This window comes from Lelliottia sp. EB106-05-01-XG201, assembly GCF_058791735.1.
Genome location: NZ_JBYTDV010000001.1, coordinates 633,866 through 656,028, shown reverse-complemented (window position 1 = coordinate 656,028; position 22,163 = coordinate 633,866). Strand labels below are relative to the sequence as shown.

General features: G+C 48.1%; 23 protein-coding genes and 1 tRNA gene. 15 read left to right on the top strand and 9 right to left on the bottom strand.

Annotated features, from left to right (window positions below; genetic code table 11):
* The 6 genes from AC3WS9_RS03065 to kwaB all read left to right on the top strand — a co-directional run bounded on the left by AC3WS9_RS03065 (window position 1) and on the right by kwaB (window position 5,318).
* Window positions 1-630 carry a hypothetical protein gene (locus tag AC3WS9_RS03065; RefSeq protein WP_492486639.1) on the top strand — a complete coding sequence of 210 codons (630 nt, stop codon included), beginning with the start codon at window positions 1-3 and terminating at the stop codon, window positions 628-630.
* The gene (locus AC3WS9_RS03060) at window positions 623-1,285 is read left to right on the top strand and encodes an HNH endonuclease (protein ID WP_492486637.1); all 663 of its coding nucleotides are present in this window, start codon (window positions 623-625) and stop codon (window positions 1,283-1,285) included. The genes AC3WS9_RS03065 and AC3WS9_RS03060 overlap by 8 nt, the downstream gene beginning before the upstream one ends.
* Before the next feature lie 443 nt (window positions 1,286-1,728).
* Entirely contained in the window at window positions 1,729-3,006 is a 1,278-nt protein-coding gene (locus AC3WS9_RS03055) for a site-specific integrase (protein ID WP_492486635.1), read from the top strand.
* 231 nt (window positions 3,007-3,237) lie between these two features.
* Window positions 3,238-3,489, top strand: coding sequence for a hypothetical protein (locus AC3WS9_RS03050; protein ID WP_003845544.1), 252 nt, complete (start codon window positions 3,238-3,240; stop codon window positions 3,487-3,489).
* 283 nt (window positions 3,490-3,772) lie between these two features.
* Entirely contained in the window at window positions 3,773-4,372 is a 600-nt protein-coding gene (gene kwaA / locus AC3WS9_RS03045; protein WP_492486632.1) for an anti-phage protein KwaA, read from the top strand.
* Window positions 4,359-5,318, top strand: a complete 960-nt coding sequence (gene kwaB, locus AC3WS9_RS03040) for an anti-phage protein KwaB (RefSeq protein WP_266028158.1) — start codon at window positions 4,359-4,361, stop codon at window positions 5,316-5,318. Before kwaA ends, kwaB begins: the two co-directional genes overlap by 14 nt.
* A 283-nt stretch (window positions 5,319-5,601) precedes the next feature.
* On the opposite strand, the gene AC3WS9_RS03035 is transcribed toward kwaB, so the two are convergent.
* Window positions 5,602-6,525 (bottom strand): hypothetical protein, encoded by a 924-nt coding sequence (locus tag AC3WS9_RS03035; RefSeq protein WP_492486630.1) that lies wholly within the window; start codon window positions 6,523-6,525, stop codon window positions 5,602-5,604.
* 592 nt (window positions 6,526-7,117) lie between these two features.
* On the opposite strand from AC3WS9_RS03035, the gene AC3WS9_RS03030 reads away from it, so the two are divergent.
* A complete protein-coding gene (locus AC3WS9_RS03030) occupies window positions 7,118-7,789 on the top strand; it encodes a hypothetical protein (protein WP_492486628.1) in 672 nt (223 codons plus the stop codon).
* A gap of 873 nt (window positions 7,790-8,662) precedes the next feature.
* Here the strand turns inward: AC3WS9_RS03030 and AC3WS9_RS03025 are convergent.
* A complete protein-coding gene (locus AC3WS9_RS03025; RefSeq protein ID WP_023310214.1) occupies window positions 8,663-8,869 on the bottom strand; it encodes a hypothetical protein in 207 nt (68 codons plus the stop codon).
* Window positions 8,870-9,048: 179 nt separating this feature from the next.
* On the opposite strand from AC3WS9_RS03025, the gene AC3WS9_RS03020 reads away from it, so the two are divergent.
* The gene (locus tag AC3WS9_RS03020; RefSeq protein WP_492486625.1) at window positions 9,049-9,399 is read left to right on the top strand and encodes a hypothetical protein; all 351 of its coding nucleotides are present in this window, start codon (window positions 9,049-9,051) and stop codon (window positions 9,397-9,399) included.
* 281 nt (window positions 9,400-9,680) lie between these two features.
* Entirely contained in the window at window positions 9,681-10,256 is a 576-nt protein-coding gene (locus AC3WS9_RS03015) for a recombinase family protein (RefSeq protein ID WP_429209486.1), read from the top strand.
* A 121-nt stretch (window positions 10,257-10,377) separates the two neighbouring features.
* Here the strand turns inward: AC3WS9_RS03015 and AC3WS9_RS03010 are convergent, their stop codons facing one another.
* The 6 genes from AC3WS9_RS03010 to rraB all read right to left on the bottom strand — a co-directional run bounded on the left by AC3WS9_RS03010 (window position 10,378) and on the right by rraB (window position 14,954).
* Window positions 10,378-11,028, bottom strand: a complete 651-nt coding sequence (locus tag AC3WS9_RS03010) for an Eco29kI family restriction endonuclease (RefSeq protein WP_046275802.1) — start codon at window positions 11,026-11,028, stop codon at window positions 10,378-10,380.
* Entirely contained in the window at window positions 11,025-12,233 is a 1,209-nt protein-coding gene (locus AC3WS9_RS03005) for a DNA cytosine methyltransferase (RefSeq protein ID WP_492486622.1), read from the bottom strand. The genes AC3WS9_RS03010 and AC3WS9_RS03005 overlap by 4 nt, the downstream gene beginning before the upstream one ends.
* A gap of 541 nt (window positions 12,234-12,774) precedes the next feature.
* Window positions 12,775-12,859, bottom strand: a tRNA-Leu gene (locus AC3WS9_RS03000).
* A 106-nt stretch (window positions 12,860-12,965) separates the two neighbouring features.
* Window positions 12,966-13,697 (bottom strand): topoisomerase II, encoded by a 732-nt coding sequence (locus AC3WS9_RS02995; RefSeq protein WP_103948342.1) that lies wholly within the window; start codon window positions 13,695-13,697, stop codon window positions 12,966-12,968.
* A gap of 27 nt (window positions 13,698-13,724) precedes the next feature.
* Entirely contained in the window at window positions 13,725-14,483 is a 759-nt protein-coding gene (miaE, locus tag AC3WS9_RS02990; RefSeq protein ID WP_492486620.1) for a tRNA isopentenyl-2-thiomethyl-A-37 hydroxylase MiaE, read from the bottom strand.
* A 45-nt stretch (window positions 14,484-14,528) separates the two neighbouring features.
* A complete protein-coding gene (gene rraB / locus AC3WS9_RS02985) occupies window positions 14,529-14,954 on the bottom strand; it encodes a ribonuclease E inhibitor RraB (protein ID WP_100777805.1) in 426 nt (141 codons plus the stop codon).
* Between rraB and argL the strand changes: the two genes are divergently transcribed.
* Together argL and argF (AC3WS9_RS02975) are read left to right on the top strand one after the other, a co-directional pair.
* Window positions 14,844-15,149, top strand: coding sequence for a putative translational regulatory protein ArgL (argL, locus tag AC3WS9_RS02980; protein ID WP_390889401.1), 306 nt, complete (start codon window positions 14,844-14,846; stop codon window positions 15,147-15,149). The two genes, rraB and argL, sit on opposite strands and share 111 nt — an antisense overlap.
* Window positions 15,119-16,126: an ornithine carbamoyltransferase gene (argF, locus tag AC3WS9_RS02975; RefSeq protein ID WP_492486617.1), complete on the top strand. Its 1,008-nt coding sequence runs from the start codon at window positions 15,119-15,121 to the stop codon at window positions 16,124-16,126. Before argL ends, argF (AC3WS9_RS02975) begins: the two co-directional genes overlap by 31 nt.
* Window positions 16,127-16,238: 112 nt before the next feature.
* Here argF (AC3WS9_RS02975) and AC3WS9_RS02970 read toward each other — a convergent pair whose 3' ends face one another.
* Window positions 16,239-16,691 (bottom strand): YhcH/YjgK/YiaL family protein, encoded by a 453-nt coding sequence (locus tag AC3WS9_RS02970; RefSeq protein WP_492486615.1) that lies wholly within the window; start codon window positions 16,689-16,691, stop codon window positions 16,239-16,241.
* A 675-nt stretch (window positions 16,692-17,366) separates the two neighbouring features.
* Here AC3WS9_RS02970 and arcA point away from each other — a divergent pair.
* The 4 genes from arcA to AC3WS9_RS02950 all read left to right on the top strand — a co-directional run bounded on the left by arcA (window position 17,367) and on the right by AC3WS9_RS02950 (window position 22,097).
* Window positions 17,367-18,587, top strand: a complete 1,221-nt coding sequence (arcA, locus tag AC3WS9_RS02965) for an arginine deiminase (RefSeq protein WP_282493386.1) — start codon at window positions 17,367-17,369, stop codon at window positions 18,585-18,587.
* Window positions 18,588-18,597: 10 nt separating this feature from the next.
* The gene (arcC, locus tag AC3WS9_RS02960) at window positions 18,598-19,509 is read left to right on the top strand and encodes a carbamate kinase (RefSeq protein ID WP_492486613.1); all 912 of its coding nucleotides are present in this window, start codon (window positions 18,598-18,600) and stop codon (window positions 19,507-19,509) included.
* Window positions 19,510-19,641: 132 nt separating this feature from the next.
* Entirely contained in the window at window positions 19,642-20,646 is a 1,005-nt protein-coding gene (argF, locus tag AC3WS9_RS02955; protein ID WP_282493384.1) for an ornithine carbamoyltransferase, read from the top strand.
* A 47-nt stretch (window positions 20,647-20,693) separates the two neighbouring features.
* Window positions 20,694-22,097, top strand: coding sequence for a YfcC family protein (locus tag AC3WS9_RS02950; protein WP_095280564.1), 1,404 nt, complete (start codon window positions 20,694-20,696; stop codon window positions 22,095-22,097).
* Window positions 22,098-22,163 lie beyond the last annotated feature (66 nt).

Genomic DNA, 22,163 nt, shown 5'->3' with positions numbered 1-22,163 from the left:
ATGATTGAAAAAATTATATTTATTGATGATCAAGAAGAAGTTAGGGATACCTACAAAAGAAGATTAAAACGTATGTTTGCTGGAATTGCGGAGGTGTTAACATTACCCCCAAGTGAATCTATTGATTTAATGCTTAAAGAATTAGATAAAATAGATCATAAAATCATGTATATTATTGATGAAGATTTAACCCTCACTGGTGATGCAGAATATACAGGCGCAGCCCTTATTGAAAAAATAAGAATGACAGACAGGAGAATCCCAATATATATTCTAACTAGTGATGTCACCAAAGTGGTAAATAACTTAGGTGACATAGAATTTTTGATTGATAAAGGCGAATGGAACGTCAGTCAAAATATTCTTGCACAACGTTTTCTTAGACATATTAATACCAACTTACAAATAAAAAGCGATAATGAAACGAGATTTGACTACCTCTTAAGTAAATCATTAGCAGAACCTTTATCTCCAGAAGAAAAAGACGAATTTAATCTATTGAATTCAAATAGAAGCAAAATATTATCTGATGAAAGCATTATTACTACTGCCGATACTCAGGAACTGCAAGATAAAACCCAAAGATTGATAGAAATAAAAAATATGATTGAGAGACTAGATAATGAATAATAATCTTTTTTTCCCGAGATTAGTAAGAAGAGAAGAAAATCAATATCATAGCAATAGAGGTAATTTTTATGCTAATTATCAAGATAACTATCCAAAAATAGCAGATGACTGCTTCCATCGATGTGTATATTGTGATGCATCTGAAAAAGAGTGTGGTGGAGACCCTTTTTCTTTGGATCATTTTCGGCCACAACAGGTTTTTGTAAATAAGTTTAATGGAAGCCTTACTAATCACCCTAACAATTTATACTTATCATGCCAAAAGTGTAACGTTTTAAAGAGCAATGATTGGAAAGGATGTTTAGATACCGTTGATGGTGCAACTTTTATTGATAAAAAAGGATATATTGATAGATTCAAACATGATTTCTATGACTATATGAATATAATGGATACTGGTGAAATTGAATCTACAGATGACAATGGACCAGGTAATTACATGATCAATAAAATGTTACTTAACCGAGTGAATAGAGTGTACATTCGAAAAAAAAGAATCTTTGCAAAACAATGCAAAGATGTTAATGATATGATTACAAGAAAAATGGATGAAGTTATGGAGAAATATAACTCAGGCCAATTCAACAATGACCAGTTGGCTCATAAAATCACTACTCTTATTAGTATAAAACGTGATTTTGATGCAATCCTATAATTTAGAAATATTGAGGCGCTTTATTTTTAATATATGCGCCTTATTATAACCAATTCATTGAAACAACCCCACCATTGCAACACTTCCATTAATTTTTATATTTACACGCCATTTGTCTGTCCTCATAAACAATACATTAAACATTGTTTTATTATCATGTAACTAATATTTTATGAAAATGCATTGCAACAATTTGGATCTAATTAGGAATATATTCCTGCGAAATCTGAATTCTATATATAAAAAAAGCCACCCGTAGGTAGCTTTAATTTGCATATCTATGGTGCGAAGGCCGGACTCGAACCGGCACGTATTTCTACGGTGTTCGCTTGTCCAGCAAGCTGTTCTAAGCTATTGAATCAACTGCTAAGAATTCGCCGCTCCAACAATCTACACAGGAAACTTCCCCATGTAAAAGCCCTTACAAAATAGCCGGGGTGAACATGAGTTTCAAGAGAGATCGTTACTTAGTTTTAGATCCATGCGGAAACTATCTGGTAAGGATTACCGTTCCAGCTTACATGCGCTCGCTTTTTGGCAACAAGCGCTACTTCGTCAAGAGCACTGGCACAAGTGACATACGTCAGGCACGATTGTTCAGAGATGCTATCGCTGTTGAATGGATACGTTTACGGGAACAGGTCAAACCAAGAGAAGGGAGTAAGATTGAGCAGGCAATTGCAGAGCTACGCAGAGTTAGCGCCCGAGTTCATGAAACACCTGTTCAGCATGTCATGAGCAATACCCAATCCCAAGGAGTGCCATCCCTTCTGAAAATGCGTGATCTTTATCTATTGCAGTTCAGCGAGAAGCGCAAACTCACTACGCTATCGAAGACAAACAAGGCTGTTGAAGTGCTCTTAGAACATCTGAAAAAGCGTGATGTTCAGCTTCGTGACGTTAACCGAACCACCGTTACAGGCTGGCTTGATCAGCTCAAGACGGAGAAAGCACCACAGACCATACAAAACTATGTCAGCGCACTGGCTCAAATCTGGGATCTGGCCCGTAATCGCTACCACGATGCACCGCAAGAAAACATCTGGCGCGGTCATGCGCTGGAGGCCAAAAGTAGCAAGGTGAGTTATGAAGTATTTGAGCCTGGAGAATTGGCGAAGGTGTTCGCTGTGATGGCGAATGATGAAGAGATGCAAAATGTAACGCTGATCGGGATGTATAGCGGTATGCGCCTGAATGAAATTTGTTCATTACGTGCAGCCAACATCCGAGAGATTGAAGGGGTGTTATGTTTCGAAGTGACGGAGGGGAAGACCAAATCAGCAGCCCGTATTATTCCGGTGCATAGCCTGATCACTCCGTTGGTTTTGTCGCTGCGTGAGAAGCCCCATAACGGCTTTTTATTCTATCGTGCGTCGATGACTGACCGTGCAGATGGAAAGCGCTCTACGTGGCATTCACAGCGTTTTACGAGGGCTAAACGTAAGGCATTGGGGGAAGTAGGATCAGAGTTGAAAGTTTTTCACAGTCTACGCCATGCAGTGGCGCAGATTCTGGATCGTGGGGGGGTTGGACGAGGTAAGTTAAAACCAGTCCCAGAAGACCGGATCGCACTTCTCTTGGGTCATGAGCGCGGCTCTACAGAAAGTTTCAAGACGTACAGCAAGAATGCAGCATCTCCGATTGAACTACAGCCATACATCGAGCTATTACGTTACCCAGAGATAGAGAAGGAGCCCCAACGTGAGAAAACTGATAAATAGTGAACGAATAACGATCAGAAAACGCAGTGGTATCATCTAAATGTATGCACATTAAGCCAATTTGAAAGCAGAAATACCGCACATTTTTAAAACTGTAGTTTTATCCAGTAAAGAGATTTTTCATCGTTGCACAGCGAAACGGTGAGGATTATCATTAACACTACATCTTGTATTCATTCTTAATTTAAATACAAGATGTTCAATAATTCACTTCTTGAATAGGTGTTGAGAATGGCTAACAATTCAAAGCAAACATCAAGTAAAGTCGCATCAGTCGCAGCACAAACCCTAAACAACCCCAACGCATCTGCAATTCAGAAGAGCCTTGCTGGTTCAGCTCTCTCTCAAAAAGGTTCCTCAAATCAGACAAGTGGTGCAATGGAACATAAAGCATCTGCGGCGCTGGATAATCCACGTTCCAGTACTTTAACCAAGCAGCTTGCTGCTTCCGTGCTGGCTCAATCCAACAAAAACCGTAAATAACACCAAGGGGCCTCAGTGGCCCTTTTCAATCTTCTGGTTTTTTACAAAAAAACATAAAAATAGACAATAAAATCATGTAATTGCTGATACGTCATTGGCTACTCTACATGAATTAAAAGTACATGATGGCAATTTGGACCAGAAAATCTACAAGGCGTACTTTTGTAAGTCAGATTATACGCATTACCTTGCCAATTACTGTACAAAAAACCAGTGTTATGGGGTATGCTTTTGATGTTCACATAATCAAGTTTTGATTATGATTTCATCACTGGGGGATAACATGAAACGAAAAAGCACATTCAACAAGATGGGACTTTACATACTGTCTTTAATGTTGCTGTTTGTTTTTATTATCATTTTGAGCGCAAAAATCCCATTTTGTTATGGCCCCTCCTGCCATTTTATAGGATTTTATCAATTAGCCTCCAGCAACATCATCCCAATAATCTGCTTATTTTTCATAATGATAGCGGTTTATTTCTATAGACGATTTAAAAAGTTGACAAAGGTCAACAACGCTGACTGTGTAACTATCACTGCTTGTCAAAGTGAGAGCTATGAAAGTTTGACTTTCTTAGCCACATACATAGTACCTTTTATGGGATTCAGTTTTGATGACCCTCAGAAAAACCTCGCTTACTTTCTCTTAATAGTAGTGATTGGTTTAATTTTCATTAAAACGGATAAGTATTATGCGAATCCTACTTTGGCACTTTTCGGTTATAAACTGTATAGAGTTAACATTTCTCATGCAGGAAGTGGTGAAGTAAAAAACGTCATTGCAATCTCGATGGATGTGCTAACTGTTGACGATCAAGTATTTTACAGTTTTTTTGATGACTACGTTTTCATAGCAAGGAAAAAAGATGAACCCAGATAATTTGAAGGTAGAAATAAACAGTATTTTTGAAAACTACTCAGGAATTAGAGTAATCTTCATTGTAAAGAATGAAGAGAACTACTCCTTAAAACTTTCAAAAATAGATAACGATGCATTCCCTAAAATCATTGAAGGTTTTAAATTAAGCCTTACACAAGACATTATTGAAAACGAAGATCTAACCACTCCCCAACTCTCAAATTTTGACGATCGCAAAAATGCTTTGTTTTTATTCGACTATGAGCAAAAACCCTTAGAGTTTGATTTTATAACATCAGCTATAGAAATCCCACCTAACTCACAGGATTACTATAATTATGAAGATAAATTCAGGAACATCAAAGGAATAATTATTCAGATACGTGGTAATAATAAGTGTTTGTCGATCTATAAAAACAAAACACCAATAACAGTTTTTGAGCAAAGTCGTAAAGTTTTCAACTTAATTCCAGACCCGGATGGTTTCCTTAAAGAACTTCCTGAACAAGTTTTCAGATTGGATTTCAACTATGACTTAATACTTTTAGATAACAACTTCATTATAAAAAATCTAACTACGCTTGAAAGAACTATGAAATTCCATGAGATTATTCAATCTCAATCGGTTATTGCTTTAACAGCATTAAAAGAATCAAATCTTATTGAAGACCTATCTCATCTCGAAAAAAGCTCAGCTGAAATGTCTTTCTCAAGAAAGCTGGCCAAAATTGCTAAACATTCTCCAGTATTAGGTAAAATTGATGTTCCTGTGATCATTGAGTATGTAAAAGAACACTCATTCCTCTCAACTGTCATGATAGTTAGCGAAGATGGCAAGCAATTGATAGTTAAGACAAAAAAATCACAAAGACACTTTATTAAATTGCTCAGCGATGACTATTTAGAATCACCCCTCACTAAAATACTCTATGACTCATTAGCTAAAGATGAGCTAAAAGCAAACTGATGTTACTTTTTAAAAATTCAAGCCCTGAGCTATTCAAACGCAGGGCTAATTATCAATTAGAATTTAATTTGGAGATAAGATACAGAGCAAAACTAAAGAACAAATACCAGTAAAGAGCAATAATCATGCTTCATCCTTTTTTAAAAATAATTTTGTACAGTATAAATACTTATCATTCTTGGTAACGGTAATACATAATCCCCCGAAAGAGTGGTATGCATGAGAATTGATTAACTTAGTTCAAAGAAGTATTGTACGGATACCTTTATTACCAGACATTGGATCAGTGTATTCTCCTTGTCAGTTTTGCAAACATTTGTAGATAAGCCTTGTACTGTGCAGGAGTGAATAACTCACGAATGAAGTCACCCTCTGACGTTGCCGGGTTCAACAACCTGCTCAATGTCTGATTTTCTGCTGCAAGGCGTACACCTTCGCCGTGGGCGTTGTCGTACATCGTGATCTCTGCATACCATTCATTAGAATAAGGCTGATTGGCCTTATAACCGTGTTCAGCATACCAGTCATCATAAGCAGCCATTGCCGCCGCCGTGAGCGTGTCGAGCACGTCAGAGCGTTTTACGGGGCGTTTTCGTTCCAGGATGGGAAAGCCTTGCATGTGTCCAGCTAAATAACGGTTGGCTAAGTCACCTTTCCAGATGAATGACGGATTAACCCAGATTTTCAATGTGCCTTTCTGGTGTTCAGCTTTATCAACTTTGATGTAATTCTTTCGCTCTAAACCTTTCAACACTCTACTAAGATGATCCGGTGTTGTTTCCAGCACTTCGCAAAGTGCCTTACGTTTAATAAAGATTAGATTTCGTCTGTCTACTTCGTTACACAGTGAAAACACTTTGCTGAAATCTGGCTTGCTCAATACGTCTGCAAACTCTTTGATCCCGTTGTAGGCTGCATTTCCTGGCTTGTCGCCAAGTTTATTGGAGTAGTCACGGTGAGCCTGTTTAGATTTGGCGGTGTCTGCTGTCGAGTAGCTCAAATGCAGATCCTGAACAATGCCACCATCCAGCAAATACTCTGTCGAGTCGTAATGAAGAATTTCACCACTATCCACTTCGACAACGTACAGAACATTATCTAAAGAAACGAGTTGTTGGGATTGTCTGGAAAATTCGGAAAGTGGTCGGTGATCGTGGTGCTGAAGTGTATCTCTGAAAAAATAACCATCCTCGTATGCTTGAATCAATGTTCCTCCTTAGTTGGTGTTCTCCTTTCGGTGTTGGTCATAACGGATAATTGCAGATTGAAACATTTCCATTCGGTCTGTGTATCCTCTCGATTTTGCTGCTTGCATTGATGCGTAAATAACGTGGCGTTTCACTTCGCCACTCACCAGGTCATTAAACACCTGGTCACTGCTGTAATACTTCAATAATGGCCTCCTTCGGATTTTGGATGCAAAAAGCCCCAGGCAGTTACCCCGCCCAGGGCCGAAAGTTTCAGAAGGTTTTCTCCCCTTCATACTTACCATAGTACACTATTTTAATAACGTTTGTCAATACCAAAATGGAGATTCGATTAATTTTTATTGATCATTTTCAAAGCGTTATATTTTTGCTTTGCGATTAGTGCTCTTTATGCACGCAATCAACAGTGGAAGCCAATCTATTTTTATGGTAGAACTTGCCACCGGAGAAGAAAGCCACGGAACAAACACACCTTGTGATTCTTTTCTATACAGATGTTTAAGCATCACCCGCTTTATCTGGTGAAAAAATGCACAGATAACTAACCAACATGAGGAATAACTGAACATAAAACAGATAGGAGGATCACACATGCCAAGAGGAACCCCAAGCAAAGCCACCATCGAGAAACGCCAGCAGGAACGCCAGGATTACAACAACGAAAGCTATTATCATGACCGCTTGCGCCATCGCTTTAACCACATCGTTGAAGTGACACACCCGCCAGAGCGTGGAACATTGCCCGTAGTGCTCACGTTCACCAAAGATCATAAAGACTTCTATTCCTGGCTACAAACCTACGAATGGGAATACGAGTTACCTCCACATTTAGATGATGAATGCAGATCTGAATCCGGGACACTGTTCAATCTCCCAGAAGTGGCGAGAGAGTTACGGATCAGTGCTAAGAGATTACTTACCATCTTCAAGCAGTTTCAGAGGGCGGGATGGATCAGTTACATGGTGATAGCAGAGACGCCAAAAGACACCATCTACCTGATACAGACGAAATCTGTTGATGAGATTTTGGGAATGTGTCAGATCACCGTGGCAGAGCCGAAAACTATCTCCCTGGATTTTGTCCAGAACATGCTGGAAGATTTCTGTAGTAAAATGCTCCCCGCTTTGTCGGACAATGACGATCATAGAAATAGATTAGACGATGCCTGGAACAAGCTGTTCCCCACTCTGCAATCTGACATTGCCGATCACCAGAGCGCCAGCAGCGCCGCCATTCACAAACATCATCTCGCCATTTCTTAGGTAAAAAAGTAAAAAATGGCGAATTTACCCCTGAGTTTTATTTGTAAATCATACACTTAGTAAATCGCCTATTATAATAGAGATAACTTTATCTCTGCACCGAAGTGCATCAGCACGAGACAATCAGTGATGATTGGTGAGGGATGTTTGCACGTAGTGGTAATGTCATAACTACCTTGCACCAGATAAACAGACAGCCTAATTAATTAGGTTGGTTGGTTATTAGGTGGTTGATAGAGATCGATGTATGACATTAAGCAGGAATGCCATTAGATCATTGCGGAGTGTTGTTATTGGCGGCGTAGTCGCTGGATGGCATTAAGCAAAGTTTGGGCGGTAGTAGCCCAAGAGAGAGAAACCCAATTAACTAACCTTAAAGTTAGTTGGGTTTATGTTTGGGAGCGTAGCGAGCATAACAAGCATCCGCACAGGAGAAGCATCTTTGATGAAGGTAACTTGTCAAAAATGATCTCTCCTGTAATGGCTATCTTTCATGCGCGGCGTTAGCCTGGTACCAAGGCCAGCGCATAACAGTATGGTTCCGGCGCTTCGCGTCGATTACTGATTAAGCCCTTGACCCTACGATAGTACGTCGCCCTGCTCACTCCGAATCATTCATACAATAACCCTGAGATAATTCCCATTAAACTGACATCTAACCCGACGGTAATTGGCTTATAAAGAAGCACCGTTGATACAGAGTAAAGTTACCAAACCTACCAAGATAGTAACAATTGAAACTATCGATAACCTTGCATAAAGCCTTGCGCCGTGCCGTTATCAGAATAATTAACAATCGATCCGTTGAAGGCTTGTGCTAAGCACACCTGTCTTTTCATGAATTTAAACAACACTTCCTATTTTATCCAGCCTCTACTCTGAATCCTGAGTGTCGAAAGTCTTTGCATAGGGGCACTGCCCTTTAGTGACGTAGGTAAAAACATACTGGCTGTTCTCGTAGGTGCAAAGCGTCTTGCCATTCTCCGTCGTATCCTGCTGAGGATCGATCATTGTGATCTGCCCTGCTGCTACCAACTGTGAAAACAGTAGCCCACACATCACCATCATTGCTCTTCTCATAACATCATCCCGTTGAATTCTCTTATAAAAACCTCACCCATGACGACTGAGCATAGGATTTATAGTTTCAATGTTGATCAATTTTATCGATCGATACAATAGAAATTGATCGTTTTTATCAATTGACGATTTTATAATGTCTCCCGACGAACTCTTAACTCGTATCCAAAAGGAAGACCATGAAAAAATTGATTCTCGCGGCGCTGCTCGTCCTCCCCTTCGCCTCAAGTGCAACCACATTCACCTGTAAGGCCATTCAGGAAGGGCAGATCGATTCAGGTAGCCAAAAATCTTCTGTCGAAACTCGCATCGATGTGCGGGACAAAAGCATGAAGGTAAGCATGGGTGGTAAAACCTGGCGGCTGGGTTTCATTGGAGAGAAAAGTATTGCGAAGATGTACTCCACCCCAGATGGTGGAATAGCTGTCACTTACATCGACAATGGTAGCGATCCTGTTTTCGTTATGCGCCCGACTAACAACGATGGTCAAACGGCACTCTACACGCTGAGCCTGTGTTCTGAGATGTAAACGAAGGCGTGAGCAATCACGCCATACCCCGTTTTTTTAAGATGCAACCATCTAAGCTCAACGGCTACACGAGCCAACCGCCCATTTAGATTTTACGCCCCCACAATCCTCCGCTTTAAATCGAAATTCTTATCCCTCGATTATCCAGTCTCATAACCATCTCCTTTTAAGACCACATCGACGCAACCACAAAATGCGGTTTCGCCTTGTCTCAAAAGATTGATCTTTTATTTTGAGACAGTTATTATTTTGACACCATCTTTTGAGACTGAGAGAACATCATGACTACTGTGATCGGATACGTGCGAGTTTCCACCAGCGACCAGAACGTTGAAAACCAGAAGCAGCAGATAACCGATGCTGGTTATAGCGTTACTCGCTGGTTCAGCGATGAAGCGGTGAGTGGTGCAATCAAGGCAGGAGAGCGTCCAGGGTTTGGTGAACTACTCAATTATGTGCGAGAAGGCGATACGCTGATCGTGATTGCTATAGACCGCTTGGGACGTAACACTATCGATGTACTATCTACTGTTGAAATGTTGCAAATGAAGGGTGTGAAGGTTGTCAGCTTGCGAGAGGGGTTTGATCTTTCAACACCAGTGGGTAAAGCCATGCTCACTATGATGGCAGGACTTGCCAGCCTGGAAAAAGACCTAATCGCAGAGCGTAGAGCCGCAGGAATCAAACGAGCTCAGTCGGAAGGTAAGCATTGCGGCAGACCGATCAAAGCAACCGTTGAACAAGTACGTGAGTTATTAGCACGAGGATTACCACCAGCAGCGGTCCAGGATAGGTTAGAGATCAGCAAAGCAACCTTCTACCGACTTAAGTCGTTCTTGCAACTCCCTGATATTTGAGAATTATGCACGTCAGAAGGTATAGGGCCAGAAAATTGACGCTTAACGTTTTAAACAACCACTTTGTCAACCAAGGCTTAATCACATTCGGAGGCAGATGCCCCCGATGATCATTTGCTGATTAATCGCCTTCAGCTTCGATAAATTTCTGAGCCAAGCAAGGCGGTAAATTCTGAAGATACTGTATTGAATCACGAATGAGTTCATCCACAGTTTCATCACGCTCACGTAAATTTTGAGCCCATCCTCTCCCCGGGTGCATAAAGTCCCAGCGAGGACGTAAACCAGTGTAGCGATGCTTACCTGGGTCATGATTACCGAAACCATCAATAGACGAATTCCAAATCGGTTTAAAGCGAGAGATAACCAGCGATTCTCCCAATGGGATCCAGATGTCATCAACAACCAAAAATCGACAATAAAAATCTTCAATCGAAAGATTTTCCGCTGCGCGAACACTTTCTGCATGTTCTTTCAAGCGCCTGAACAGAACGTTACCAACCTTATCAGGGTTGGTAAGCCCCATTCTCGCCCCTGCTGGGACGGCCTTACCCACGTAGATAGGCAATCGAAATTGCCCGTCACGATTCAGTTCTGCCAGTTGCCCATAAGCAGGATGATCGCCAGTGTAATAAATTGCGTAAATCCCTGCTCCTTGAAATGAGGTTAACTCCTCCAGAGGATGAGCATCTTTGCTCAATAAGGCTTCCGCAACGCTGGCACCTAAATTTTGTTTATCAAGTGGATTGAATGGTATGACCTTTCCTGTCATGCAGAAGCCCTTTTATAATTGCCACCCTGCTTAAGGATGTTCCCAATTTCAGAGGTCAGCAGCTTTTCCGCTACACTGCTGGCAACGCAATACGCCAAATGAACCGGCACAGCGTTACCTAACTGCCTCATAGTTTCAGTCCAACTCCCGTGAAAACGATAACTATCGGGAAATGTTTGAATTCTGGCACTTTCTCGCACAGTAAAATAGCGTACTGAGCCATCATCACGAACAAGCATGTTCTCGCCCCCAGGAACGCCATGAGCACCTGCTTTGAGCGTTTTAGCTGGCAGATCTAAGGGGCTTCCGGTATGACCGGGATAAGCTCGTGCCCCCGCCTGGAACGCATGATTACGGATCATCTTTGCCGCCTTTGTTTCAGGATCTGGCAAATCCGCGATTGCATCTCTAACTGTTTTCCACGGAAGTGTATCGGGAGGATTTTTACGCAATTTTGCGATACGGTTAACCATCTGGCTTGGAACAGTTGGCATTTCTAAACCGTGTCGTTTCCAGTAATCGCCAGTAACCCACTGATCATAAACGAGTGCATCATAACTGTGTGTCGGTTTAGGGAACGACCACTCAATTTCAAGATCATCGCGGAAGCCAACAATGAAGACACGCTCACGTTTTTGTGGGATGCCGTAGTCTGCTGCATTGACTAACGTAGCCAGAACGTTATACGTCAGCCCTCTCCCTTTGTTCTTTCCACTGGTTTTTTCTTCCTGCAAGCGTTTTAAATGCTCGCTCCAGTCTTCGCCATTTCGCGGGGCTACTTCTGGAAACTCAAGCTGTAACTGGATGTACTGGAAATAGCTCGCAAAAGTTGCCCGTGTTAAGCCTTTCACATTCTCGACGATGAAAGCCTTAGGGCGAATTTTCCTGATCGCTTCTGCTGTCGCTGGAAACATGTCCCGCGAATCAGAATTAGCCTTGTGCTTACCACCGATTGAAAATGGCTGGCAAGGTGGCCCTCCCGCAAGAAGGTCAATCCCTTTAGGGATTTTCGACCAATCAAATTCTCTTACATCGCCCTCAAAAAGATCCCAATCAGACAACAGCGGAAAGCCATTCTTTTTGTTCTCTCTAACGGTATCACAGGCCCATTTATCCCATTCAACGACTGCAAGATGCTCAAAACCAGCAATTTCGCAACCCATAGCCAAGCCACCAGCACCGGCAAATAGTTCTACAGATTTCATACTTATCTCCGCCTTATGGCTTATGGCTTATGGTCTGCATCTTAGCAATTTAATCCGTTCATCGGAACCAGCAGACCAAGCCCCATACAGCTGGCAATGCCAGTTGATGTATGGAGCAAAATTAAACGATAGACCGCCTTTTGTGCCATGTTGGGCGCATCAATTTAAGCGCCTTAGGCGTATCACAGGAGTCTTGTCAGTTAACCGCTCTCGTAACGAATACCATACCGCGAATTTGCTTGTTTATTCGTGGTGAGTCATCACGACAGGCTTGAACGGAACTCCGAACTAAGTGTGGAACGGTTAAAAGTGCTTGGCATAGGTTTAGAGACGGCGGCGCGTCTTCCGGCTTCAAAGGGGGGCATACTGGCGTATGCAGTACAAGGTTGAGCCTGGTAACTACTTGCCACTGCGTGCTAACATACCAAAGCCATTAACAATCACAGTGGCTTTTATACGGGAAAGAATCAGTGAAGATTAGACAGGCAAAAAAGGTAAAATAATTTACTTAATCACTTGTTTTTCAAGGAAAAAATGTAGATGGTGCCGAAGGCCGGACTCGAACCGGCACGTATTTCTACGGTTGATTTTGAATCAACTGCGTCTACCGATTTCGCCACTTCGGCACTGAAGGGGTATGCGGAAACGTTGTGGATTATACCTGTCACGCGCTGCCTTGCAAGCGGCAGCGCGTGGATCCTGCGCTAAGTGTTGAAAAAACCAGCGTAAGGCCTACTCCAGCTCGGAAACCGCCAGACGGATCACACCGGCGGCATGGCTTTCAGGCAGTTGCAGTACTTTGGCCCACATCTCCTGCACCATATCGCACGACAGCTTCTCTTTGCCCACCGCCTTGTCCGGAGCCTGCAACAGCTGAATATCCTCGCCGTACTTCGCGGCCAGCTCCTTCATGATCGGGCGCACGTCGGCGACGGCGGTGTCGCGCTCCTGCGCCGTCACGGTGTGGCGGTTTTTGCCGTAGGCGGCGCGCATCATGTCGGCGTCGGCCTGCATACGGCGCTGCATCATCGGTTTATCCAGCACCCGCAGCGGGTTGATGCCGCCCTTCACGTCCGGGTAGAGGAAACGAAAACAGGCGTCATCGCTCACCTTCTGGATGGCGGCGGTCTGTTCCATGTTGGCCTTCATATAATCCACCACACTCGCGTCCGGCGCGGTCTGCAGGCGCGACATCTGCAGGTGCAGGATCTGCGGCTGAATCACATCGATAATCTGCTGCTCGGAATCGCCCTCTTTCTGCATCGCGAGGATCTGGCTGCGGATGCGCTGCTGGAATGCGGGGTCTTGCTCCTTCAGCACCTGCCAGGCAGGCATGCTGTTGAGCGTGGTGTCGAGCTGCTGTTCGGGGGTGTGTTGCAGGCGTTGCTTATCGTAGTAGACCCAGCACGCCACGGCGGCGGCCAGTACGGCAACAATCACAATCGGTTTCCAGGCTCTCTTCATCGTCTCGCATCCTTTTGATCTGTCGGATTACACCGGCACGCCGCTGTGAAAACGGAACTCACTGTCCGGTGTCGAGATAAGTGTGGCTTCTATTTCGCCAAATTGCTGTACGCGTGAAGAGATATCCTTGTCGCTGACCTGTTGAGCGAGCGCCAGATAGTCCTGATAGTGGCGCGCTTCCGAGCGCAGCAGCGAGAGATAGAACTTCTGCAGGTCGTCGTCGAGGAACGGCGCCAGCGCGGCGAAACGCTCGCAGGAGCGCGCTTCGATGTACGCCCCGCAGATCAGTTTGTCGATCAGCGTCAGCGGTTCGTGAGTGCGCACTTCCTTCAGCATCCCTTTGGCGTAGCGGCTGGCGGTGATTTTGACGTACGGAATGTTGCGCGCCAGCATCGCCTCGCGCACCTGCCAGAAGTGGTGCAGTTCCTCTTTAATCAGCAGCACCATGCTGTCGATCAACGCCTGGCCCCAGGGGTCGTCGCTTTTGGGCATCACGCTTTTGCCGATCTGCTTGTGCAGGGCGATGAAATCCGGTTCCGGGCCGTCGCGGAAGGTGAAAGCTTCGTAGGGTTTGAGCCACTCGAGCAGCGCGTCGGCCCCGCTTTTGTCGGCGACATATTTACGCACTAGCAGTAGCGCGGTCTGGGCGGCCTTGAGTTCGCACACCATGTGGTCGGTGAGCAGCAGCGGCAGGTTCGCCGGGTCGCGGGCTTTATCAATCCAGGCTTGCGGGGTCGGGCAGTGGAGGAAGTTAAGAACGGGGCTGAGAATCTGCGGATAGTCCATTATGAAACCTTACAAAGCGGCAGCCGAAGCTGCCGCAGATAACACTTAGTGGCGCACGCCGTCGTCATCTTCGTCGACGAAATCTTCATCGTCTTCGTCATCGCCGTCTTCGCCGTTTGGATCTTCGTAGTAAGTTCCCCAGCCGTCGTATTCCACTTCAAACTTCTCGGCCAGATCCATCAGTTGCTCAACCTGCGCGTCGATCAGTTCTGCTTTCAGCGCGCCTTCGCTCAGGATATCGCAGCAGATGACGGTTTCGCCCTCTTCCACTTCCAGCTCTTCCGGCTCGGTCACTTCGTAACCCATTTTGAACGCTTCTACCGCCAGTTTCTCCAGCGATTCAAAGTCATCTGCAGAGAAATGGTGCTCGATGGTGTACAGCGCGTCCGGATCGCTGCCGTCTTCCAGCAGCTCTTCAATGATCAGGCGCGTCTCTTCGCGTTGCTCTTCCAGCAGTTCTGGGTTTGCCATGGCTCGTTCCTCTTTAAGTTCGGCAGATACTTCTATTTTCACACACGGACGTGTTTGCCTCCACCTAATGTAAGAAAGATTTGTGAAACAGGGTTGCAAATGAATATTCATACATATAAAGTGAATTTTAATTCAATAAGTGGCCTTAGCCATGTGAGGATAACATGTCTGAACTGTATAAAAAGCACTTCCTGAAATTGCTCGATTTTACTCCTGCACAGCTTCATTCTCTGCTGTCGCTTGCCGCTCAGCTGAAAGCCGATAAAAAAAATAACAAAGAAGTACAAAAGCTTACTGGCAAAAACATCGCGCTCATCTTCGAAAAAGACTCAACCCGTACACGATGCTCTTTCGAAGTTGCCGCATTTGACCAGGGCGCAAGCGTCACTTATCTCGGCCCGAGCGGCAGTCAAATTGGGCATAAAGAGTCAATTAAGGATACCGCTCGCGTACTCGGGCGGATGTACGACGGGATTCAGTATCGCGGTCACGGGCAGGAAGTGGTCGAAACCCTGGCGGAATACGCTGGCGTGCCGGTGTGGAACGGGCTGACCAACGAGTTCCACCCGACCCAGCTGCTGGCGGATCTGCTGACCATGCAGGAGCACCTGCCGGGCAAAACCTTTAACCAGATGACGCTGGTGTACGCGGGCGATGCGCGCAACAACATGGGCAACTCGATGCTGGAAGCGGCAGCGCTGGTCGGTCTGGATCTGCGTCTGGTGGCTCCGAAAGCCTGCTGGCCAGAAGAGAGCCTGGTCGCGGAGTGCAGCGCGCTGGCATTGAAGAACGGCGGCAAAATCACTCTGACGGAAAATATTATCGCTGGCGTGAAAGGCGCGGACTTCATCTATACGGACGTCTGGGTATCGATGGGCGAGCCGAAAGAGAAGTGGGCGGAGCGGATCGAGCTGCTGCGCGGCTATCAGGTGAACTGTGAAATGATGGCTCTGACGGGCAATCCGAACGTCAAGTTCCTGCACTGTCTGCCCGCGTTTCACGACGATCAAACCACGCTCGGCAAGCAGATGGCGAAGGAGTTCGATCTGCACGGCGGGATGGAAGTGACGGATAAGGTGTTTGAGTCGGCGGCGAGCATCGTGTTTGACCAGGCAGAAAACCGGATGCATACGATTAAGGCGGTGATGGTGGCGACGCTTGGGGAGCCGTAGTCCTCTGCGGTTTGGTGCCCTCACCCTGACCCTCTCCCACGGGGAGAGGGAATAAAAGCAGCGCCGAACAGTCCCCTCTCCCTGTGGGAGAGGGTTAGGGTGAGGGGTAAAACTAGCCCACCAACATCTTCACCACCACCTTGCGCACCTGCGCCGGGCTGCCCACCGCGCACAGCGGCTTATGCACTTCCCCCGGATAGAACACCACAAAATCCCCTTCACTCAACACCACCGTTTTTTCCTGCTCACCTTCCGGCAGGAACGCGATGTCTTTGTCCGCCAGCCAGTCGGTGTCCGGCGTGCCGTGCGGCAGGGTGCTAAACGTCATCCCTTCCTGGCCTTTCATCACAATCTGAATGTCCAGATAGCGGTCGTGGTACTCCGCGCGGCGCTCGGCGAACGGCTGGGTCATGTCTTCCGAGACCAGGTAAAAGAGGTTGTTGCCGTCGATGTCGTGCTTACCGAGCGGGGTCGCTTCAGTAACGTGCGCTTTGACGTGTTCGATAGCCTGACGCAGCTCTTCCGGCAGCCAGGACTGGAGATGATGGATATTGCCAACGATCATGTCTAAACCCTCAATATAAAACAATGTTTCAATTTCGACTTTTATACGAGAATTTCCACTGCCATACCAGCCCTTTCTACATCATCTTTGCGGCAGCGCATGTTTATCGGAAAATGTGTTATCCGCCTGTTAAAGCCAGCCAGGCAACTATGCAGCGATTATGCATAACACCAGTCCGGGTGATCTTCTGTAAACCAGTAACCCACTGATTTAAATAATGTATGCAAAAAACACGCTGCCGGGTCACACTTTATTCACTCGGTAAATTTCATTTATTCTGGATAGTTATTTATTAATTTGCCTTAAGGCAAAAATAGATAACGCCTTTAATTGCATATTCATGCTGACAAGAATAATTAGTTCATAAAAATCAATGCATTGACTATTTGTGTCCGGTTGTTTCTATCTACAAAATAATAACAACCCCAAATAACCCCAGCGATTTATGCTTAGCCATTCACTCGCGAATAATAGCTAATTAAGCATTATCTGATGCGAGTCATGCAATAGAAAACAAACTCGTTAATATCGGATCTCGCGTGAGCAATATCACAAAAACCAATTCTCAAGCGCTTACTATTGGCCGTGAAATCAATTGAGCTTAAAGGGCTATGAATTAATACCCGTTCATAGCACAGCCCTTTTTATTCTGAAAAAACAGTTAAAGGAATAATTATGGAAAAGCATTACGTCGGTTCTGAAATTGGTCAATTGCGTAGCGTTATGCTGCATCGCCCGAATTTAAGTCTGAAACGCTTAACGCCGTCTAACTGCCAGGAGCTGTTATTCGATGATGTGTTATCGGTTGAGCGGGCGGGTGAAGAGCATGACATCTTCGCAAACACCCTTCGCGAACAGGGTGTGGAAGTCCTGCTGTTAACCGATTTGATTACCCAAACACTTGATATTGCTGAGGCTAAAGCCTGGCTATTAGAAACCCAAATCTCCGATTATCGCCTCGGGCCAACCTTCGCCAACGACGTCCGCGGCTGGCTGGCGGATATGCCACACCGCGAACTGGCGCGCCGTCTGAGCGGCGGTTTAACCTACGGGGAAATTCCGGCCTTTATTAAAAATATGGTAGTCGATACCCACACGGCGAATGATTTTATTATGAAGCCGCTGCCGAACCATTTATTTACTCGCGATACTTCATGCTGGATTTATAACGGCGTGTCGATTAACCCGATGGCCAAACCGGCGCGTCAGCGTGAAACCAATAACCTGCGGGCAATATATCGCTGGCATCCGGCCTTTGCCGACGGCGATTTTATTAAATACTTCGGCGACGAGAATATTAATTACGACCACGCCACCCTGGAAGGCGGCGACGTATTAGTCATTGGTCGCGGCGCAGTATTAATTGGCATGTCCGAACGCACCACCCCGCAGGGCGTGGAATTCCTCGCGCAAAGCCTGTTCCAGCATCGCCAGGCGGAACGGGTCATCGCCGTCGAGCTGCCGAAACACCGCTCCTGCATGCACCTCGACACAGTCATGACCCACATCGACGTCGACACCTTCTCCGTCTACCCGGAAGTGGTGCGCAAAGACGCCCAGTGCTGGACGCTCACCCCGGACGGACGCGGCGGCCTGCTGCGCACTCAGGAAACGGACCTGCTCCACGCCATCGAAAAAGCCTTAGGGATTAATCAGGTACGCCTGATAACCACCGGCGGCGACGCCTTCGAAGCCGAGCGCGAGCAGTGGAACGACGCCAACAACGTGCTGACCATCCGCCCCGGCGTGGTGATCGGCTACGAGCGCAATATCTGGACCAACGAGAAATACGACAAAGCCGGGATCACCGTGCTGCCGATTCCGGGCGATGAACTCGGACGCGGTCGCGGCGGCGCGCGCTGCATGAGCTGCCCGCTGGAACGAGACGGAATTTAAAGGAGCCATCATGGAAAGAAAACCCACTCTGGTCGTGGCGCTGGGCGGCAATGCGTTGCTCAAACGCGGCGAGCCGCTCGAAGCGGATATTCAGCGCCAGAACATCGAGCTGGCTGCCCGCACGATCGCCGGACTCACCGCCCAGTGGCGCGTGGTGCTGGTTCACGGTAACGGCCCGCAGGTCGGGCTGCTGGCGCTGCAAAACAGCGCCTACGACAAGGTCACGCCCTACCCGCTCGACATTCTCGGTGCCGAAAGCCAGGGAATGATCGGCTACATGCTCCAGCAAGCGCTGAAAAACAACCTGCCGCAGCGCGAAGTGAGCGTCCTGCTGACCCAGGTCGAAGTCGACGCCGCCGACCCGGCGTTTCGCAACCCGACCAAATACATCGGCCCGGTGTACAGCGAAGAGCAGGCCAAAAACCTGCAGGCGGAAAAAGGCTGGGTGTTTAAAGCCGACGGCAGCTACTTCCGCCGCGTGGTGCCCTCGCCGCAGCCGAAACGCATCGTCGAGAGCGACGCCATCACCGCCCTTATCGCCCGCGATCACCTGGTGATTTGCAACGGCGGCGGCGGCGTCCCGGTGGTGGAAAACGCCAATGGCTACCACGGCATTGAGGCGGTGATCGACAAAGATCTCTCCGCTGCCCTGCTGGCCCGCCAGATAGAAGCCGACGCGCTGCTGATCCTCACGGACGCTGACGCGGTGTACCTCGACTGGGGCACACCAACCCAACGCCCGCTGGCGCAGGTCTCACCGGAGGTGCTCAAAACCATGCAGTTCGACGCCGGATCGATGGGGCCGAAAGTGAGCGCCTGCCGTGAATTTGTCGAGGCGTGCAACGGCATCGCCGGGATCGGCGCGCTGGCCGATGGCGCCGCGATTCTGGCGGGGGATAAGGGGACGTTGATTCGCAATTGATTAGCAATTGATTCGTATTTTCCCCTCACCCTAACCCTCTCCCAAGGGGAGAGGGAACTCATACCCCCTCTCCCTGTGGGAGAGGGCCGGGGTGAGGGCACCAGACAGCTCAAATTTAAAAAGGATCACCACATGACCATCAACCTGAAAAACCGCAACTTCCTCAAACTGCTGGACTACACCCCGGCAGAAATCCAGTACCTGATCGATCTCGCCATCGACCTGAAAGCCGCCAAAAAAGCCGGGCGCGAAAAACAGACGTTAGTCGGCAAAAACATCGCGCTGATCTTCGAAAAAACCTCCACCCGCACGCGCTGCGCCTTTGAAGTGGGTGCGTTCGACCAGGGCGCGCAGGTCACCTATCTCGGCCCAAGCGGATCGCAGATTGGCCATAAAGAGTCGATGAAAGACACCGCCCGCGTGCTGGGCCGCATGTATGACGGCATCGAGTATCGCGGCTACGGCCAGGAGATCGTTGAAGAACTCGGCGAGTTCGCGGGCGTGCCGGTGTGGAACGGCCTGACCAACGAATTCCACCCGACGCAAATCCTCGCCGATCTGATGACCATGCTCGAGCACGCGCCGGGCAAGACCCTGCCGGAGCTGAGCTTCGCTTATCTGGGCGACGCGCGAAACAACATGGGCAACTCCCTGATGGTCGGCGCGGCGAAGATGGGGATGGACATCCGCCTGGTCGCCCCGAAATCCTTCTGGCCGGAAGCCGGGCTGGTTGAGCAATGCCGTGCCATCGCCAAAGAGACCGGGGCGCGCATCACCCTCACTGACGACGTGAACGAAGGCGTCCAGGGCACCGATTTCCTCTACACCGACGTGTGGGTGTCGATGGGCGAGCCGAAAGAAGCCTGGGCAGAGCGCGTGAGCCTGATGACGCCGTACCAGATCAACGCCCAGGTGATGAAAGCCACCGGCAATCCGAACGTGAAATTCATGCACTGCCTGCCGGCCTTCCACAACGAACACACCAAAGTGGGCCGCGAAATCGAGATGGCGTACGGCCTGAAAGGGCTGGAAGTGACGGAAGAGGTCTTCGAATCCCCGAACTCTATCGTCTTCGACGAAGCAGAGAACCGCATGCACACCATCAAAGCGGTCATGGTGGCGACACTCGGCGACTAATCACCGCCCGGCGCGGCCACAGGCTGCGCCGGGGCAAGGAGAACATCATGGGCAAGTTCAAATTTCCTTCCGCTTACACCATTCTCTTTTTCCTGATCGCCGTGGTCGCCGCCCTGAGCTGGATTGTTCCGGCCGGGCAGTACCAGATGGCGATGAACGCCACGCTCGGCAAAGAAGTGCCCATTGCCGGAACTTACGCGCACGTCGCCGCGCATCCGCAGGGGATCGTCTCGGTGCTGATGGCCCCGATCGCCGGGCTGTACGATCCTGAATCGGGCCAGGCAGGCGCGATCGACGTCGCGCTGTTTATTCTGATCATCGGCGGGTTTCTCGGGATCGTCACCAAAACCGGGGCGATTGACGCCGGGATCGAGCGCGTCACCACCCGACTGCGGGGCCGCGAAGAGTGGATGATCCCGATCCTGATGGCGCTATTCGCCGCGGGCGGGACGATTTACGGCATGGCGGAGGAGTCGCTGCCGTTCTACACGCTGCTCGTCCCGGTGATGCTGGCCGCTCGCTTCGATCCGGTGGTGGCAGCATCGACCGTTTTACTCGGCGCGGGGATCGGCACGCTCGGCTCCACCATTAACCCGTTCGCCACGGTGATCGCCGCCAACGCCGCCGGGATCCCGTTCACCAACGGAATTATGCTCCGCGTGGCGCTGCTGGCAATCGGCTGGGTGATCTGCGTGTGGTGGGTGATGCGCTATGCCCGCAAGGTGCGCCAGGATCCGTCCCTGTCGATCGTCGCCGACAAAGAGGCTGAAAACCGCGCGCATTTCCTCGGCGATAAAGGCGAGCAGTCGCTGGAATTCACCCCGGTGCGCAAAGTGATCCTGGTGATTTTCGCCCTCGCCTTCGCGGTGATGATCTACGGCGTGGCGGTGCTGGGCTGGTGGATGGCGGAGATTTCTGCGGTGTTCCTCGCCAGCGCGATCATCGTCGGGCTGATTGCCCGCATGAGCGAAGAAGAGCTGACCTCAACATTTATCAACGGGGCGCGGGATTTGCTGGGCGTCGCGCTGATTATTGGGATTGCGCGCGGTATCGTAGTCATCATGGATAAGGGCATGATTACGCACACGATTTTGCACAGTGCGGAAGATATGGTCACGGGATTGTCAACGGTGGCGTTTATTAACGTCATGTACTGGCTGGAAGTGGTGCTGTCGTTTCTGGTGCCTTCTTCCTCGGGCCTTGCCGTTCTGACGATGCCGATCATGGCACCGCTCGCCGATTTCGCTAACGTCAACCGCGACCTGGTCGTGACGGCGTACCAGTCAGCTTCCGGGATTGTCAATCTGGTCACTCCGACGTCCGCCGTGGTGATGGGGGGACTGGCGATCGCGCGCGTGCCGTACGTGCGTTATCTCAAGTGGGTCGCCCCGCTGCTGGGGATTTTGACGGTGCTGATTATGGCGACGTTAAGCCTGGGTGCGCTTATCTGATTTGCCGGATGGCGCTGCGCTTATCCGGCCTACGGTAATCTTTTTGTAGGCCCGGTAAGCGTAGCG

Bases quoted from the DNA above. Each gene is read 5' to 3' on its own strand.
- AC3WS9_RS03065 (WP_492486639.1), top strand. From the start codon at position 1: ATGATTGAAAAAATTATATTTATTGATGATCAAGAAGAAGTTAGGGAT.
- AC3WS9_RS03020 (WP_492486625.1), top strand. From the start codon at position 9,049: ATGAAAAAATTGATTCTCGCGGCGCTGCTCGTCCTCCCCTTCGCCTCA.
- kwaB (WP_266028158.1), top strand. From the start codon at position 4,359: ATGAACCCAGATAATTTGAAGGTAGAAATAAACAGTATTTTTGAAAAC.
- AC3WS9_RS03060 (WP_492486637.1), top strand. From the start codon at position 623: ATGAATAATAATCTTTTTTTCCCGAGATTAGTAAGAAGAGAAGAAAAT.
- AC3WS9_RS02950 (WP_095280564.1), top strand. From the start codon at position 20,694: ATGGGCAAGTTCAAATTTCCTTCCGCTTACACCATTCTCTTTTTCCTG.
- rraB (WP_100777805.1), bottom strand. From the start codon at position 14,954: ATGGCAAACCCAGAACTGCTGGAAGAGCAACGCGAAGAGACGCGCCTG.
- AC3WS9_RS02970 (WP_492486615.1), bottom strand. From the start codon at position 16,691: ATGATCGTTGGCAATATCCATCATCTCCAGTCCTGGCTGCCGGAAGAG.
- argF (WP_492486617.1), top strand. From the start codon at position 15,119: ATGTCTGAACTGTATAAAAAGCACTTCCTGAAATTGCTCGATTTTACT.
- argL (WP_390889401.1), top strand. From the start codon at position 14,844: ATGGTGCTCGATGGTGTACAGCGCGTCCGGATCGCTGCCGTCTTCCAG.
- AC3WS9_RS03050 (WP_003845544.1), top strand. From the start codon at position 3,238: ATGGCTAACAATTCAAAGCAAACATCAAGTAAAGTCGCATCAGTCGCA.
- arcC (WP_492486613.1), top strand. From the start codon at position 18,598: ATGGAAAGAAAACCCACTCTGGTCGTGGCGCTGGGCGGCAATGCGTTG.
- argF (WP_282493384.1), top strand. From the start codon at position 19,642: ATGACCATCAACCTGAAAAACCGCAACTTCCTCAAACTGCTGGACTAC.
- AC3WS9_RS03025 (WP_023310214.1), bottom strand. From the start codon at position 8,869: ATGAGAAGAGCAATGATGGTGATGTGTGGGCTACTGTTTTCACAGTTG.
- kwaA (WP_492486632.1), top strand. From the start codon at position 3,773: ATGAAACGAAAAAGCACATTCAACAAGATGGGACTTTACATACTGTCT.
- AC3WS9_RS03055 (WP_492486635.1), top strand. From the start codon at position 1,729: ATGAGTTTCAAGAGAGATCGTTACTTAGTTTTAGATCCATGCGGAAAC.
- AC3WS9_RS03010 (WP_046275802.1), bottom strand. From the start codon at position 11,028: ATGACAGGAAAGGTCATACCATTCAATCCACTTGATAAACAAAATTTA.
- miaE (WP_492486620.1), bottom strand. From the start codon at position 14,483: ATGGACTATCCGCAGATTCTCAGCCCCGTTCTTAACTTCCTCCACTGC.
- AC3WS9_RS02995 (WP_103948342.1), bottom strand. From the start codon at position 13,697: ATGAAGAGAGCCTGGAAACCGATTGTGATTGTTGCCGTACTGGCCGCC.
- AC3WS9_RS03005 (WP_492486622.1), bottom strand. From the start codon at position 12,233: ATGAAATCTGTAGAACTATTTGCCGGTGCTGGTGGCTTGGCTATGGGT.
- arcA (WP_282493386.1), top strand. From the start codon at position 17,367: ATGGAAAAGCATTACGTCGGTTCTGAAATTGGTCAATTGCGTAGCGTT.
- AC3WS9_RS03015 (WP_429209486.1), top strand. From the start codon at position 9,681: ATGACTACTGTGATCGGATACGTGCGAGTTTCCACCAGCGACCAGAAC.
- AC3WS9_RS03030 (WP_492486628.1), top strand. From the start codon at position 7,118: ATGCCAAGAGGAACCCCAAGCAAAGCCACCATCGAGAAACGCCAGCAG.